Origin of the sequence: Stutzerimonas stutzeri KOS6, assembly GCF_000307775.2 — a bacterium.
Classification (GTDB): domain Bacteria; phylum Pseudomonadota; class Gammaproteobacteria; order Pseudomonadales; family Pseudomonadaceae; genus Stutzerimonas; species Stutzerimonas stutzeri_B.
Genome location: NZ_KK020676.1, coordinates 1,429,619 through 1,445,367, shown reverse-complemented (window position 1 = coordinate 1,445,367; position 15,749 = coordinate 1,429,619). Strand labels below are relative to the sequence as shown.

Annotated in this window: 11 protein-coding genes; 7 read left to right on the top strand and 4 right to left on the bottom strand. The window is 66.8% G+C overall.

The features are described from left to right. Positions 1–7 precede the first annotated feature (7 nt). The 5 genes from B597_RS34680 to gshA all read left to right on the top strand — a co-directional run bounded on the left by B597_RS34680 (position 8) and on the right by gshA (position 8,013). Positions 8–2,395, top strand: coding sequence for a tetratricopeptide repeat protein (locus tag B597_RS34680; RefSeq protein ID WP_226924968.1), 2,388 nt, complete (start codon positions 8–10; stop codon positions 2,393–2,395). Continuing rightward, a complete protein-coding gene (locus tag B597_RS47635) occupies positions 2,316–3,488 on the top strand; it encodes a cellulose synthase subunit BcsC-related outer membrane protein (protein WP_226924988.1) in 1,173 nt (390 codons plus the stop codon). The genes B597_RS34680 and B597_RS47635 overlap by 80 nt, the downstream gene beginning before the upstream one ends. Positions 3,489–3,591: 103 nt before the next feature. Beyond that, the gene (locus B597_RS34675; RefSeq protein WP_024161994.1) at positions 3,592–5,907 is read left to right on the top strand and encodes a Tex family protein; all 2,316 of its coding nucleotides are present in this window, start codon (positions 3,592–3,594) and stop codon (positions 5,905–5,907) included. A 2-nt stretch (positions 5,908–5,909) separates the two neighbouring features. Continuing rightward, complete coding sequence (locus B597_RS0223360) at positions 5,910–6,299, top strand: PaaI family thioesterase (RefSeq protein WP_024161993.1); 390 nt, start codon at positions 5,910–5,912, stop codon at positions 6,297–6,299. Positions 6,300–6,435: 136 nt separating this feature from the next. After that, a complete protein-coding gene (gene gshA / locus B597_RS34670; protein ID WP_024161992.1) occupies positions 6,436–8,013 on the top strand; it encodes a glutamate--cysteine ligase in 1,578 nt (525 codons plus the stop codon). A gap of 37 nt (positions 8,014–8,050) precedes the next feature. Here gshA and argA read toward each other — a convergent pair whose 3' ends face one another. From argA to B597_RS34650, 4 genes are all read right to left on the bottom strand, one after another. Next, positions 8,051–9,349 carry an amino-acid N-acetyltransferase gene (gene argA, locus B597_RS34665; protein ID WP_024161991.1) on the bottom strand — a complete coding sequence of 433 codons (1,299 nt, stop codon included), beginning with the start codon at positions 9,347–9,349 and terminating at the stop codon, positions 8,051–8,053. 43 nt (positions 9,350–9,392) lie between these two features. Further along, complete coding sequence (argE, locus tag B597_RS34660; RefSeq protein WP_024161990.1) at positions 9,393–10,544, bottom strand: acetylornithine deacetylase; 1,152 nt, start codon at positions 10,542–10,544, stop codon at positions 9,393–9,395. Between the two features lie 117 nt (positions 10,545–10,661). Next, the gene (locus tag B597_RS34655) at positions 10,662–11,927 is read right to left on the bottom strand and encodes an inorganic phosphate transporter (RefSeq protein ID WP_003296844.1); all 1,266 of its coding nucleotides are present in this window, start codon (positions 11,925–11,927) and stop codon (positions 10,662–10,664) included. Between the two features lie 41 nt (positions 11,928–11,968). Further along, entirely contained in the window at positions 11,969–12,646 is a 678-nt protein-coding gene (locus tag B597_RS34650) for a TIGR00153 family protein (RefSeq protein WP_003296843.1), read from the bottom strand. Positions 12,647–12,759: 113 nt separating this feature from the next. Between B597_RS34650 and B597_RS34645 the strand changes: the two genes are divergently transcribed. Beyond that, positions 12,760–14,127 carry a CYTH domain-containing protein gene (locus B597_RS34645; protein ID WP_003297398.1) on the top strand — a complete coding sequence of 456 codons (1,368 nt, stop codon included), beginning with the start codon at positions 12,760–12,762 and terminating at the stop codon, positions 14,125–14,127. Between the two features lie 216 nt (positions 14,128–14,343). Beyond that, positions 14,344–15,735 (top strand): COG3014 family protein, encoded by a 1,392-nt coding sequence (locus tag B597_RS34640; RefSeq protein WP_031323440.1) that lies wholly within the window; start codon positions 14,344–14,346, stop codon positions 15,733–15,735. Positions 15,736–15,749 lie beyond the last annotated feature (14 nt).

Here is a 15,749-nt window from a genome sequence, read left to right as displayed (position 1 = left end):
AGTCTCGATGAACAGGCTGCTGCCGACGCTGCTACTGCTCGCCTTGGCCTGCTCGGCGCAGGCCGAAGGTCCTCGCGACCGTTCGCAGCAACTGGCCTGGTTGCTCGCCCAGGCACGGGCCGGGGAAGCGCTCAACCGTGACGATCTGATCGGCGATGCGCTGAATCGCCTGCGTCTGATCGCGCCCGGGCACCCACAGGTGCAGTTGACCGAGATGCGCCTGGCGCTACGCCAGCGCGACTACGCCCGGGTCCGCGCCCTGCATGATCGGCTGCAATCGGCTGGGGAGGCCAGTCGCGACGTCAAACACCGTGCACGCCAACTATCGGCGCTGGCCAGCGAGCAGACCCAGCAGCGCCTGCAGCAGGCACGCCTGGCCGCGCTGGCCGGCCGCCCCGATGACGCCCTCGCCGGCCTGACGGCGATCTTCGGCGATGCACCGCCGACGCTGGACCTGGCCGTCGAGTACTGGCGGCTGCGAAGCGCCCGTCCGGCTCAGCGGGAGCAGGCCATCAGCGCCCTGCGCATGCTGGACCGGCAATACCCGGGCAACGCACCGGCACGCCAGCTGCTCGCCAACCTGCTGTTCGATGCCGGACAGGATGAAGCGGCCCTGAGGCTGCTGGCCGAGCTCGGTCGCAACCCTATCGCGACGGATGCCGCCGCTCAGCGCGAGTTCGAATACCTCGTCTCCCAGCCGATCGGTGCCAAAACGCTGGCCGGCTGGCAGAGCTTTGTCGAGCGCTATGCCAGCGGGCGCTTCGCCGAAGACGCTCGCCAGCATCTCGAGCGGACCCGCAGGCTCAGCGCGGACCCCTTCTGGCGGGCCGGCCAGCAGGGCCTGGAGCTGGTTTCGCGCGGCAAGGACGAAGCGGCCGAGGTGCTGTTGCGCCAGGCCCTCGAGCGCTATCCCGAGGAACCGACCTTCCTCGGCGGGCTGGGCCGGGCACTGATGCGCCCCGGCCACCGGCCCCAGGCGATTCGCTACTTCGAACGCGCCAGGACCCATGAGGATGACATCGACAACCTCACCCAGTGGAACGACCTGATCGCGGCGACACGCCACTGGCTGACGCTGGAGCAGGCCGACATGGCGCTCGAGCAAGGCCATCAGGCAAGGGCGGCAGCGCTCTACAGCACCGCCCTGCGCCAGCAACCGGACAGCCTGTTCGCCCGCCTCGGCCTGGCCCGCGTTGCCGAGAGTCAGGGCCGGGCCGAGGATGCCGAACGGGGCTATCGGCAAGTCCTCGCGCTCGAGGCTGACAACGCCAGCGCCATTCGCGGGCTAGTCGGACTCTACCGGAGCCAGTCCAGCGAGCGCGCACTGGCTTTCATCGAATCGCTTGCGCCGGCCCAGCGCCGGACCTTCGCGCCCCTGCGCAACGACCTGTTGCTCGAGCGCTACCAGCGCAGCGCCGATCGTGCCCTGCAGGCACAGGACCGGACAGCCGCCAGCCAGGCCCTGAGGCAGGCCCGCACAATCGCCCCGGACGGTCCCTGGCTCGCCTACCAGTTGGCCGGCGTGCTGCAGGAGCTTGGACAGGCACGCCAGGCCGATGCGGTCTTCGCCGACCTGCTTCGGCACCAGGCCGGCGACCCGGCCGCGCGCTACGCCCACGCCCTCTATCTGGCCGGTGCGCAACGCGATGGCGCGGCGCTGGCGACGCTGCATGCGGTTCCGCAAAGGCAATGGACCGACGACATGCAGGCCCTGGCCACCCGCGTGCAGCGCCGCCAGTTGCTGGTCCGCGCCGACAAGCTGCGCGGATCCGGCCGCGAGCCTGCCGCCATCGAGCTGGTCGAACAGGCAGTGCGTGCCAATGACGGCCCGCCGGAGGACCTGGTGATGCTGGCCGACTGGGCCGACGCGCGCGGCGAAACCGGCAAGGCGCTCGACTACCTGCAACAAGCGCTGGCGCTCGATGCCGAGCATGCCGGGGCGCGCCTGGCCCGAATCGAAGTGCTGGTGGCTGCCGGTCGCCTGGCGGACGCCCGTGCCGCGCTGGAGCACGACGCTCCGCAACTGGCCTCCGAGGACCTCAACAGCCGGCGCCGGCTGGCCAACAGCTGGGCCGCCGTCGGCGAGGTAGAGCGCGCGCGCACAACTGACGGCACTCGAACGGCAGCAGCCGGCCGCCGATCCGTTGCTGCGTCGCGATACCGCGCGCCTGTTGAGCACCACCGACCCCCGGCAGGCCCTCGCCCTTTACCGTCAGGCCATGGTCGACGCCGGCCTGCTCGCCGCCGAGGCCGACATCCCAGCCATGACCGAGGCCACTCGTGCCAACCCGGACGACGACTGGCTCGCGCGCGGCCTGCGCAGCGACCTGGCCGATCTCTATCAGGCGCAGAACCCGACCCTGACGCTGCAGCACCATCTGGGCTGGCGCAATGATGACGGCACGCCGGGCATCTCGGAACTGCAGGCCGATACCACCCTGCTGCACCTGGACTGGCCGGGCGATGGCCGGAGCCGCTTCCTGCGCGCCGAGCGCATCGACCTCGACGCCGGCTCGCTCGAAGCCGATGAGGGGACCGGCCGCGGCCCCGACTTCGGCAGCTGCCGCGAGGTCGGCGGCTGCGCAGGCAAGCCGCAGCAGGCCAGCGCCTTGATGTTCGCCGGGGGCCTGCAGAGCGAGCGGCTGGAGCTCGACGCTGGCTTCAGCCAGGGTTTCGAGATCGACAATGTCTTCGCGGGCGTGACCGGCAATGGCGACCTCGGGCCGCTGGGCTGGTCGCTCACCGCCTCCCGGCGTCCGATGAGCAATTCGCTGCTGTCCTACGGCGGCAGCCTCGACCCCGGCACCGGAACCCGCTGGGGCGCCGTCACCGCCAACGGAGTCAGCCTCGGCCTGAGCTGGGACCAGGGCGGCGCCCATGGGGTCTGGGCCAACCTGGGCCAGCACTGGCTCAGGGGCGAGAAGGTCGCGGACAATCGCCGGCTGACCGCCATGGCCGGCTACTACTACAAGTGGCTCGACCGCGTCGACGAGCGCCTGCGGACCGGCCTGACCTTCATCCATTTCGGCTACGAGCGCGATCTCAGCGGCCATACCCTGGGCCAGGGTGGCTATTGGAGCCCGCGGCAGTACAACTCCATCGGCGTGCCGGTGAGCTACGCCTGGCGCAATGCCGACTGGTCCGTCCTGCTCGAGGGCGGTGTCGGCTGGTCGGCATCGAGCAGTGCCGACAGCCGGCGTTACCCGCTCGACGCGCTGAACGCCAGGTTCGCCGACGTGATCACGCCCCAGGCCGCCGCCGAAGAGATAGCCGGATCGAGCAGCCGTGGCGTCAGCTACCGGTTTCAGGGCCTGTTCGAACGGCGCCTGAGCGATCACCTGGTGCTCGGTGGCGCGCTGAACTGGGTCTACAGCGAGGACTACGCACCGAGCAACGCATTGATATTCCTTCGCTACAGCTTCGCGCCCTGGCGTGGCGATCTGTCCTGGCCGGTCGAACCCCTGTCGCCGTACGCCGAATTCCGCTGAGCCGCAGCGAGCCGATCATTCGCAGGACCGTCATGCGGCGGCGGCAGGTATACTGCCGCCCTTTTCCGGCCGGCCGGCCGCCATTCCGCCCGCAGGACAACACATGGAAAGCATCAATTCCCGTATCGCCAACGAGCTGGGCGTGCGCCCGCAACAGGTCGCCGCCGCCGTGGCGCTGCTCGACGAAGGCTCCACCGTGCCCTTCATCGCCCGTTACCGCAAGGAAGTCACCGGCAGCCTCGACGATACCCAGCTGCGCAACCTGGAAGAGCGCCTGCGCTACCTGCGCGAGCTGGACGAACGCCGCGTCTCGATCCTCGCCAGCATCGAGGAACAGGGCAAGCTGACGCCCGAGCTCAAGCGCGAAATCGATCTGGCCGACACCAAGACCCGCCTCGAAGACCTCTACCTGCCGTACAAGCAGAAGCGCCGCACCAAGGGCCAGATCGCCCTGGAGGCCGGCCTCGGCGAGCTGGCCGATGCGCTGTTCAGCAATCCCGAGCTCACGCCGGAGCAGGAAGCCGAGCGCTTCATCGACGCCGAAAAGGGCTTCGCCGACGCCAAGGCGGTGCTCGAAGGCGCCAAGTACATCCTCATGGAGCGCTTCGCCGAGGACGCCGACCTGCTGGCCAAGCTGCGCGAGTTCCTCAAGCACAACGCCACCCTCAGCGCCCGCGTGGTGCCGGGCAAGGAAACCGAAGGCGCCAAGTTCAGCGATTACTTCGAGCACGACGAAGTGCTGAAGAACACTCCCTCGCACCGTGCACTGGCGATCTTCCGCGGGCGCAACGAAGGCATCCTCAGTGTCAGCCTCAAGATCGGCGACGAGACGCCGGGCAGCATGCACCCCGGCGAAGGCATGATCGGCGAGCGCTTCGGCATCGCCAACCGTGGCCGAGCGGCGGACAAGTGGCTGGGCGAGGTGGTGCGCTGGACCTGGAAGGTCAAGCTCTACACCCACCTGGAAACCGACCTGCTCGGCGAGCTGCGCGACAAGGCCGAGGACGAAGCCATCTCCGTGTTCGCCCGCAACCTGCACGACCTGTTGCTCGCCGCGCCGGCCGGCCCGCGCGCGACGCTGGCGCTGGACCCCGGCCTGCGCACCGGCTGCAAGGTCGCCGTGGTCGACGCCACCGGCAAGCTGCTGGAAACCGCCACCGTCTATCCGCACGCACCGCGCAACGACTGGGACGGCACCCTGGCGATCCTCGCCAAGCTGTGCGCCAAGCACGCGGTCGACCTGATCGCCATCGGCAACGGCACCGCCAGCCGCGAGTCGGACAAGCTGGCCGGCGAGCTGATCAAGAAAGTGCCCGGTCTCAAGCTCACCAAGATCATGGTCAGCGAAGCCGGCGCCTCGGTGTATTCGGCCTCGGAACTGGCGGCCAGGGAATTCCCCGATCTGGACGTGTCCCTGCGCGGTGCCGTGTCCATCGCCCGCCGCCTGCAGGACCCGCTGGCCGAGCTGGTGAAGATCGACCCCAAATCCATCGGTGTCGGCCAGTACCAGCACGACGTGTCCCAGCTCAAGCTGGCGCGCTCGCTGGACGCGGTGGTCGAGGATTGCGTGAACGCCGTCGGCGTCGACGTGAATACCGCTTCCGCCGCTCTGCTGGCACGCATTTCCGGCCTCAACGCGACGCTGGCCAACAACATCGTGCAGTTCCGCGATGCCAACGGCGCGTTCAAGTCCCGTAGCGAACTGAAGAAGGTGCCGCGCCTGGGCGACAAGACCTTCGAACAGGCCGCCGGATTCCTTCGCGTGATGAACGGCGACAACCCGCTGGACGCCTCGGCGGTGCACCCGGAAACCTATCCGCTGGTCAAGCGCATCGCCGCCGATACCGGCCGTGACATCCGCTCGCTGATCGGCGACTCGGCGTTCCTCAAGCGCCTGGATCCCAAGCAGTTCACCGACGACACTTTCGGCCTGCCGACGGTCACCGACATCCTCGGCGAACTGGACAAGCCCGGCCGCGACCCGCGCCCGGAGTTCAAGACCGCCGAATTCCAGGATGGCGTCGAGAAGCTCAGCGACCTCGACCCCGGCATGGTGCTCGAAGGCGTGGTGACCAACGTCACCAACTTCGGCGCCTTCGTCGACATCGGCGTGCACCAGGACGGCCTGGTGCACATCAGTGCGTTGTCGGAGAAGTTCGTCAAGGACCCTTACGAGGTAGTCAAGGCCGGCGACATCGTCAAGGTCAAGGTCATGGAAGTGGACATCCCGCGCAACCGCGTCGGCCTGTCCATGCGCATGAGCGACACGCCAGGCGAGAAGACCGATGGTCCGCGAGGTGGCGGCAAGCCACGCGGCAACGCCCCGCGCAGCGAGCGCCATGCCCGTGAAGACAAGCCGGCACCAGCCAATGCGGCCATGGCCGCGCTATTCGCCAACGCCAAACAACTGAGGAAATGAGCATGAGCATCGAAGTCGAGGCTGTAGGCAATTCCAGCGCCTTCGGTCGCCTGCTAGGTCTGGAGATTCATCAGGTCGGTCAGGGCGAGGCCGTGCTCGGCCTGACCATGCACGACGGCCTGCGCAATCTGCATGGCAAGCTGCATGGCGGCGCACTGTTTTCGCTGATCGACACCGCCATGGGCCAGGCCAGCCACAGCCTCGGCGACGGCTCGCCGAACAGCGTGACCCTGGAGTGCAAGGTCAACTACATCCGCCCGGTCACCGATGGCGAGCTGCGCTGCCGGGCCTGGGTGGTGCACGGCGGCCGACGCACCCAGGTGCTCGAAGCCGAGGTGCACCAGGGCGAAAAACTGATCGCCAAGGCCCAGGCGACCTTCGCCTGCCTTTAGTGGCCTGTTTGGCACAGGCCACGCGCCGCCCGCGGAGTCGGCAGGCGTCGACAACGGTCGAAGCAACGCTGCCTCTTGTGAAGCAGCGTTTCCATCCCCATATTGGGCCGACCGTCGCGTGAAGGAATCCACAAAGTTGAGCGCACCCCTCTCCCACCGCCTGGCATTGCTGGCCGAGCCCTCCCATCTGCCGCTGCTCAGCCAATGCCTGCACGGGATCGAACGCGAGTGCCTGCGCGTCGATGCACGCGGCCAGCTGGCCATGACGCCGCACCCGAGCGCACTGGGTTCGGCGCTGACCCATCCGCAGATCACCACCGACTACTCCGAGGCGCTGCTGGAGTTCATCACCGGCACCGATAGCGATCCGGACAATACCCTGGCCGAACTCGAAGCCATCCATCGCTTCACCTATGCCAAGCTCGGCGACGAGTTCCTCTGGAGCCCGTCGATGCCCTGCCCACTGCCGGGCGAGGCGGACATCCCGATCGCCGAATACGGCCGCTCCAACATCGGCCGGCTCAAGCACGTCTACCGCCAGGGCCTGGCGCTGCGCTACGGCAAGACCATGCAATGCATCGCCGGCATCCACTACAACTTCTCGCTGCCCGAAGCGCTGTGGCCGGTGCTGCAGGCCGACGACGGCGATGACCGCTCCGAGCGCGACTATCGTTCGACACGCTACATCGGCCTGATCCGCAACTTCCGCCGTTACAGCTGGCTGCTGATGTACCTGTTCGGCGCCTCGCCGGCACTGGACGCCGGCTTCCTGCGCGGTCGCCAGCACCAGCTCGAAACGCTAGACGCCGACACGCTCTACCTGCCGTACGCCACCAGCCTGCGCATGAGCGACCTGGGCTACCAGAACAACGCCCAGGCCGGCCTCACACCCTGCTACGACGACCTGTCGAGCTACACCGAGAGCCTCTTCCGCGCCGTCTCCACGCCCTACGCACCGTACGAGGCGCTGGGTACCAAGGATGCCGCGGGCAACTGGCAGCAGCTCAACACCAACGTCCTGCAGATCGAAAACGAGTACTACTCCAACATCCGCCCGAAGCGCGTCACCGCGACCGGCGAACGACCACTGCAGGCGCTGCGCGCCCGTGGCATCCAGTACATCGAAGTGCGCTGCCTGGACATCAACCCATTCCTGCCGCTGGGCATCGACGCCAGCGAGGCGCGCTTCCTCGATGCCTTCCTGCTGTTCTGCGTGCTGGACGAAAGCCCCTGCCTCGCGGACAGCGAGTGCGGTGCGGCCACCGACAACTTCCTCAAGGTGGTCAAGGAGGGCCGGCGCCCCGGACTCCAGTTGCAGCGCTGTGGCACCCAGGTACTGCTGCGTGAATGGGCTGACCAACTGCTCGACGGGATCGGCCAGGTCGCCGCGCTCCTCGACCGCAGCCATGGCGATACGCGGCATGCCGATGCGCTCGCGGACCAGCGCGCCAAGGTCGCCGACAGCAGCCTCACGCCCTCGGCGCGCGTGCTCGACGAACTGCGCCGCAATGGCGAGAGCTTCAGCCAGTTCGCCATGCGCCAGACCCTGGCCCACGCCGACTACTTCCGCAGCCGGGCACCGAGTGCGAGCGAGCTGGATCAGTTCGAATCGGCCGCGCATCAGTCGCTGGAGCGCCAAGCCGCAATGGAAGCGGCCGACGAGCTGGATTTCGACAGTTTCGTCGCCGAGTACCAGCGCAGCCTGAGCCTCTGAGTGCAGCGCCGGCGGGCGCAACGCCCGCCGGCATGCCTCAGAGCGGTTTTTCGAAGATCTTCGAATTGCGCTGGAAGTTGTACAGCGAGGCTCGCGCCGCCGGCAGGCGCTCGACACCGATCGGCTCGAAGCCGCGCTCCTGGAACCAGTGGGCGGTGCGGGTGGTGAGCACGATCAGCTTCTTCAGGCCCTGCGCACGCGCACGCTCTTCGATGCGCTCGAGCAGTTCATCGCCGCGCCCGCCGTGGCGGTACTCCGGATTGACCGCCAGGCAGGCCAGCTCGCCGGCATCCGAGTCGGCGATCGGATAGAGCGCCGCGCAGGCGATGATCAGCCCGTCGCGTTCGACGATGCTGAACTGCTCGACCTCGCGCTCCAGCACCTCGCGTGAACGCCGCACCAGGATGCCCTGTTCCTCCAGCGGGGTGATCAGGTCGATCAGCCCGCCGACATCCTCGATGGTCGCCTCGCGCAGCTGTTCGAACTGCTCCTGGGTCACCAGCGTGCCGGCGCCATCGCGGGTGAACAGCTCGTTGAGCAGGGCGCCGTCGTCGACATAGCTGACCACATGGCTGCGCCGCACGCCGCCACGGCAGGCCTGCGCCGCGGCATCCAGCAGCTCGGCCTGGTAGCGGCTGCCAAGGCGCTCGACGTAGGCCGGAATCTGCTGCGGGCGCAACTCGCGCACCAGCTTGCCGCTTTCGTCGAGCAAGCCGGTTTCGGCACCGTAGAGCACCAGCTTGTCTGCCTTGAGGTCGACCGCCGCACGGGTGGCGACGTCCTCGCAGGCAAGGTTGAAGATCTCCCCGGTCGGCGAATAGCCCAGCGGCGAAAGCAGCACGATGGTGCGCTCGTCGAGCAAGCGGCCAATGCCCTTGCGGTCGATGCGCCGCACTTCGCCGGTGTGGTGATAGTCGACGCCATCGAGCACGCCGATCGGCCGCGCCGTGACGAAGTTGCCGCTGGCTACGCGCAGCCGCGCGCCCTGCATGGGCGAAGCCGCCATGTCCATCGACAGGCGCGCCTCCAGCGCGATGCGCAGCTGGCCCACGGCGTCGATCACGCACTCCATGGTCGGCCCGTCGGTGATGCGCAGGTCACGGTGGAATCGCGGCTCGATGCCGCGCGCCGCCAGGCGCGCCTCGATCTGCGGACGCGAGCCGAAGACCAGCACCAGGCGCACGCCGAGACTGTGCAGCAGTACCAGGTCGTGAACGATGTTGGCGAAGTTGGCATGCTCCAGGCCGTCGCCCGGCAGCATGACGACGAAGGTGCGGTCACGGTGCGAGTTGATATAAGGCGAGGAGTCGCGGAGCCAGGTGACATAGTCGTGCATGTAAAAGCCTTCGTGGCGGTTCTGTTCGTCTGGGATGGGCGGCTCAGGCCTGCGGCTGCAGGCAGTAGTGCTCGATCAGCCGGCGCAGCAGCTGCACGGTCGGCTCGATACGCTCGAGCTGCAGGTATTCGTCGGGCTGGTGCGCGCAGGCGATATCGCCCGGGCCCAGCACCAGCGTCTCGCAGCCAAGCTGCTGAAGATAAGGCGCTTCGGTGGCAAACGCCACCGCCTCGGCACGGTGGCCGGTCAGGCGCTCGGCCAGGCGCACCAGCTCGCTCTCGGCAGGCTGCTCGAAGGGCGGCACGGCCGGGAACAGCGGGGCCAGGTCGATCTTCACCTGGTGCTGTTCGGCCAGCGGCTGCAGGCGCTGGCGGATGATCGAACGCAGCTGTTGCGGGTCCATGCCCGGTAGCGGGCGCAGGTCGAACTCCAGCGCGCACTGGCCGCAGATGCGATTGGGGTTGTCGCCCCCGTGGATGCAGCCGAAGTTGAGGGTCGGCTTGGGCACGTCGAACAGCGGGTTGTCGTATTCGCCCTGCCACTGGCGGCGCAGCGTCATCATCTCGCCGATCACGCCGTGCATGGCTTCCAGCGCGCTATGGCCATAGGCGGGGTTCGACGAGTGACCGCTCTGCCCGAGGATATCAATGCGTTCCATCATGATGCCCTTGTGCAGGCGCACCGGGCGCAGGCCGGTGGGCTCGCCGATCACCGCGGCGCGCCCGAGCGGCTGTCCGGCAGCGGCCAGCGCGCGGGCACCGGACATCGAGCTTTCCTCGTCGCAGGTGGCAAGGATCAGCAGCGGGCGGCGGAACGGCTGCTCCAGCAGCGGGCGCAGCGCCTCGATGACCAGCGCGAAGAAGCCCTTCATGTCGCAGCTGCCCAGGCCGTACCAGCGATCATCGGCCTCGCGCAGCTTCAGCGGGTCGGACTGCCACAACGCGGCATCGAACGGCACGGTATCGCTGTGCCCGGCCAGCACCAGGCCACCCGGTCCGCTGCCATAGCTGGCGAGCAGATTGAACTTGCCGGGGGCGACCTCCGGCGTCTCGCAGGCAAAACCCAGCTCACCGAGCCAGGCGGCCAGCAACTCGATCACCGGGCGGTTACTCTGATCCCAGCCGGGCTGCGTGCAACTGACGGAGGGCGCTGCGACGAGCGCGGCAAACTGCTCCTTGAGCGAGGGAATGGGCACCGGCTACCTCCGTGATGCGAGCGGACAGGGCTGCCAGTGAAGCACGAAACGCACCACGACGGGACCCGCAAACGAAAACGCCCCGCCGAGGCGGGGCGTCGACCGTATCCGCTGGACTCAGGTGAAGATGAACTTGAGCACGCTGAAGAAGACGATCGCGAGGAAGGCACCAGCCGGCAGGGTGATCAGCCAGGACATGAAGATCGAACCGACCACGCCCAGGTTCAGCGCGCCGATGCCGCGCGCGATACCAATGCCGAGCACCGCCCCAACCAGCGTGTGAGTCGTGGAGACCGGCAGGCCGATGGCCGAAGCCCCCACCACGGTGGTCGCGGTAGCCAGCTCGGCAGCAAAGCCGCGGCTCGGGGTCAGCTCGGTGATCTCCTTGCCGATGGTGGCGATCACCTTGTAGCCATAAGTCGCCAGGCCGATGACGATACCGACCGCACCGAGCAGCAGCACCCAGCCCGGCACGGCGGACTTGGCGGCGATGTCGGCCGCACCGCCGGACTCGATCACACCAACGATGGCGGCCAGCGGACCAACGGCATTGGCGACGTCATTGGCACCGTGCGCGAAGGCCATGGCGCAGGCGGTGAAAATCATCAGCACGGCAAAGACCTTTTCTACACTGGCGAAGTGGAAGGTCTTGTCGGCTTCGACGTCGACCTTGATCCGCGAGAGCAGCGCGATCCCCGCGAGCATCACCAGCAGGCCGATGCCGAACGCCAGCAGGATGCCCTGGCCGCTGCTGAGGGTCAGGCCGACATGCTTGAGGCCCTTGGTGACCGTCATCAGCGCGACCATGAAGCCGGTGAGGAACATGTACAGCGGGACGAAGCGCTTGGCGTTCTCGAACGGATGATCGGTGTTGATGATCAGCTTCTGCACGCTCATGAACAGGCCGAAGGCGACGATGCCCGAAAGCATCGGCGTGACCACCCAGCTAGCGACGATCGGCCCGATGGCCTCCCAGTGCACCGCGTCGGTCGATACACCGACCGCGGCGAAGCCGATGACGGCGCCGATGATCGAATGCGTCGTGGAAACCGGCCAGCCCTTCATCGTCGCGATCAGCAGCCAGGTGCCGGCCGCCAGCAGCGCCGACATCATGCCCAGCACCATCAGATCGGGAGAGATGACTTCAGCATCGACAATGCCGTTCTTGATCGTCTCGGTAACCTCACCGCCAGCCAGGTAGGCACCGCAGAACTCGAAGATCATCGCCACGATGATCGCCTGCTTGATGGTCAGCGCGCGGGAACCCACCGAAGTGCCCATGGCATTGGCCACGTCGTTGGCGCCGACGCCCCAGGCCATGAAGAAACCGAATGCGCAGGCGAGAATCAGGAGTACGAAGCCGTAATCCGCAATAAGAGACATAAGGAAAACTACCTGTTGAACCCAGAAAGGACGCTGGCGCCTCAGCGCGCCAGCAGTTGTTCCAGACGGTTGCCGACGCGCTCGGCGCGGTCGGCTACATCACCGATCCATTCGATGATCTTGTAGAGGAAGATCACGTCGACTGCTGGCAGGTCCTTTTCCAGGTGAAAAAGTGCACGGCGTACCGTGATCTGCATACGGTCGGTTTCCCGCTCGATTTCCTCGAGCTCCTCGACCATTTTCTCGACGAGCGTGGCTTCGCGGCCGCTAAAACCGGTTTCCAGCAGCGAATCCAGTTCCTTGAGCGCCTTCAGCGCCTGGGCACTGGCATCGACGCTGCGCTGCACGTAGGCCAGCATCTGCGGCTGCAGCGCCTGCGGGATGGTCATGCAACGGCCCAGCATCAGGCCGGCGATGTCCTTGGCGCGGTTGGCGATCTTGTCCTGTACACTCAGCAGGTCAAGCAGATCGGAACGCGGCACCGGCAGGAACAGGCTCTTGGGCAGGTGCTGGCGAACGCTCTTCTTCAGCTTGTCAGCCTCGTTTTCCAGCTGCGACATCTGCTGCTGAATCTGCTCGACCTTCTCCCAGTCTTCGGCCATGACCGCCTGGAACAGCGGCACCAGGTTCGCTGCACATTCGTGCGACTTGGCCATATGCTGTTGCATCGGGCCGATTGGCGAGCGTCCGAACAAGCTGACGAAAGGATTGACTGGCATAGGGTATGGCCCCGGCTTGAAAGAGGCGGCAAGTATACGGACAGGCCATCACGCCTGCTACCGTGCGTCATCAGGCTGCAACATTCACACATCATAGGCACCCAGTCGGCACCATGCAGAAAGAAACCGAAATCAAGCTACGCGCCAGCCGCGAAACCCTGCTCGCCCTGCGCGAACATCCGCTGCTGAAAAAGCGCAACAAGAGTGGCTGGTCGCGCCATGAGCTGTTCAACCAGTATTACGACACCGCCGACCGCGCACTCGCCCAGGCCCGCGTCGCCCTGCGCCTGCGCCGCGATGGCGAGCAGTTCATCCAGACCCTGAAGAGCCGCGGTCAAAGTGTCGCAGGCCTGTCCGAGCGCAACGAATGGGACTGGTATCTGGACAAGGCCAAGCTCGACACCAAGAAGCTTGACGACGACTGCTGGCCGGCAAGCCTTGCCGGGCTGGACAAGAAAAGCCTCAAGCCGATCTTCACCACCGACTTCGTGCGCGAGAAGGCCGAAATCGCCTGGGGCCGCGGCAAGGCCAAGGTCGTCATAGAGGCTGCGCTCGATCTGGGCCAGGTCAAAGCCGGCAAGCAGTCCGAGGAAATCTGCGAACTCGAACTGGAACTGCGCCAGGGCGATCCCGATGCACTGCTGGAACTGGCCGCCGAGCTGGCTGCCGACCTGCCGCTGATGCCCTGCGATATCAGCAAGGCTGAGCGTGGCTACCGCCTGCATGACGCCGATGGCTACAACCTGCAGCTACCGGCGCCGGAGCTCGATGCCACGATGCCGCTGGATGACGCGGTGGTTGCCCTTGGCTGGCAGTTGCTCGGCAACAGCCAGCGCCTGGCCGAGCAGTACCGCTTCAATGGCCGCTGGAAACTGCTGGGCGACTGGCTGCACCAGCTGATCGAACTGCGCGCCCTGCTCGGCAGCCTCGGCCAGGCTGCCCCGCGCGCCTGCAGCCGCGAACTGCGCGAGCTGCTCGATGGCCTGATCCAGGACTGGCGCCCGCGTGTCGAAGCCGGCCAGAACGATGAAGACGTGCGCAAGGCCGCACCGGCACAGTTCGCCGCCGAGCTGGAGCAGACCCGCTGGGGCCTGCTGTCGCTGAAGGCCTCGCTGTGGCTGCTGCAACGCAGCTGGACCGCCGGCCGCAACGCCCGCGGTGATCGCCAGGGTGCCGCCGAACTGGGCAAGTGGCTGCTGCACCTGTTGGCCGAGGAAGCCAAGGCCTTGCAATTGCCGCGTTACCTGCAACAGCCCGAGGACCTCGCCGAGCAGAGCCCGCGCATGGAGCGCCTGCTGGTCTGGCTGCACCTGGCCCGCGGCGTGCTGGAGCTGGCGGAAGTCGATCGCCTGTATGGCGAGCTGGCCAAGCTGTATGAACTGGCCCGCCAGCCCCTCGACGAGGAAGCACGCGAGTTTCGCGTTCAGCAGACGCAGCGGGTCTGGACGCTCAAGGGCTGGAAGCAACTGCTGCGCCACTGATCGGGCCCCGCCACGGAAGGCGGGCCCCAGCCACTGCGTGAGCGATCACGGCAGACAGGCTGCGCCGGGCACAAACATGGCTGTTGGCCATCATTCAATATCGTATTAACATCGCGCCCCCTTGATCGCCGCGCTGGCAGGCTTCGCGCGGCGCGATCCTGATACGACGCGAATCGCCAGCGCCAGCGGAACCAGGCCAGCCCGCTACAGCCACGGATGGACTCCTTACCAGTGACTCGATATGCCAACGCCGTCCTCACATTGGGACTGGCACTGTTTCTGAGCGGCTGTGAAACATTCCGCAGCTACGAAGGCGAACTGACTGCCATCAACCAGCACATCCTGGCCGGCGAGCCCGACGCCGCGCTGACGCTGCTGGAGAAACACAACAGCCGCGAGCAGAAGGACCTGCTGTACTACCTGGAAAAAGGCGAGCTGCTGCGCGCCAAGGGTGACCTGGTCGGCAGCGAGGCGGCCTGGAGCGAGGCGGATCAGGCGATCAGCGCCTGGGAAGAATCGATCAGGCTCGACCCCGCGAAATACCTCGCCCAGTTCGGCAGCCTGCTGGTCAACGACAGGGTGCGCCGCTACGAAGGCTACGACTACGAAAAGGTCATGCTCACCACGCAGCTGGCGCTCAATCGCCTGGCTCGCAACGATTTCGAGCAGGCGCGCATGGACATCAAGAAGACCCACGAACGTGAAGCCTTCATCAGCGAACTGCGCGATCGCGAATACCTCGAGCGTGAACAGGAAGCCGAGGAGAAAGGCATCACCGCGCAGCTCAAGGACCTGCAGGGCTATCCTGTGGAAGTCCTCGACGCGCCGGAAGTCCTGAACCTGAAGAACAGCTATCAGAGCGCCTTCAGCCACTACCTCGCTGGCTTCGTCTACGAAGCGCTGGGCGAAAGAGGACTCGCCGCGCCGGGCTACCGCAAGGCCATCGAACTGAGGCCGGGCGAGCCGCTGCTCGAAGATGCGCTGCTTCGCCTGGATGCGCCAGCGCCGGCCGCCGATGAAAGCGAAGTGCTGATCGTGGTGCAGAGCGGACTGGCCCCGGCCCGCGACTCAGTGCTCATTCCGCTGCCGATCCCCACCTCGACCGGGATCATCGTGACACCGTTCTCCTTCCCGGTAATCAGGAGCGAAGCGCAGCCTGCGGAGCAGGCGCTGCTGCTCGATGAACAGCGTCTCACCCTTGCGCAACTCAACGACACCGACGCCATGTCGCGGCGCGCGTTGCGTGACGACATGCCCGGGATCATCCTGCGCACCAGCGTGCGGGCGATCAGCCGCAGCGTGATGCAGAAGCAGTTGAACGACAACGTAGGCCCGCTGGCAGGACTGGCAGTCGGGCTGATGTCGGCCATCACCGAAGGGGCCGACGAGCGTACCTGGCGGACCCTGCCCAACCAGACCCTGGTGGCGCGCGCACGCCTCAAGCGTGGCGAGCACAACCTGACGTTGCCCACCGGCGCCGTCGCCACGCTGCAGCTGGACCGGCCCTACCAGGTCATTCCGCTGCGGATAGTCGGTAGCCAGGTGTTCACCGCCGGCACCGCTGTCCGGCTTCCAGACCCGCTCACCCGTATCGCCCAGGCCCAGTGACCCAGGAGGTCCCG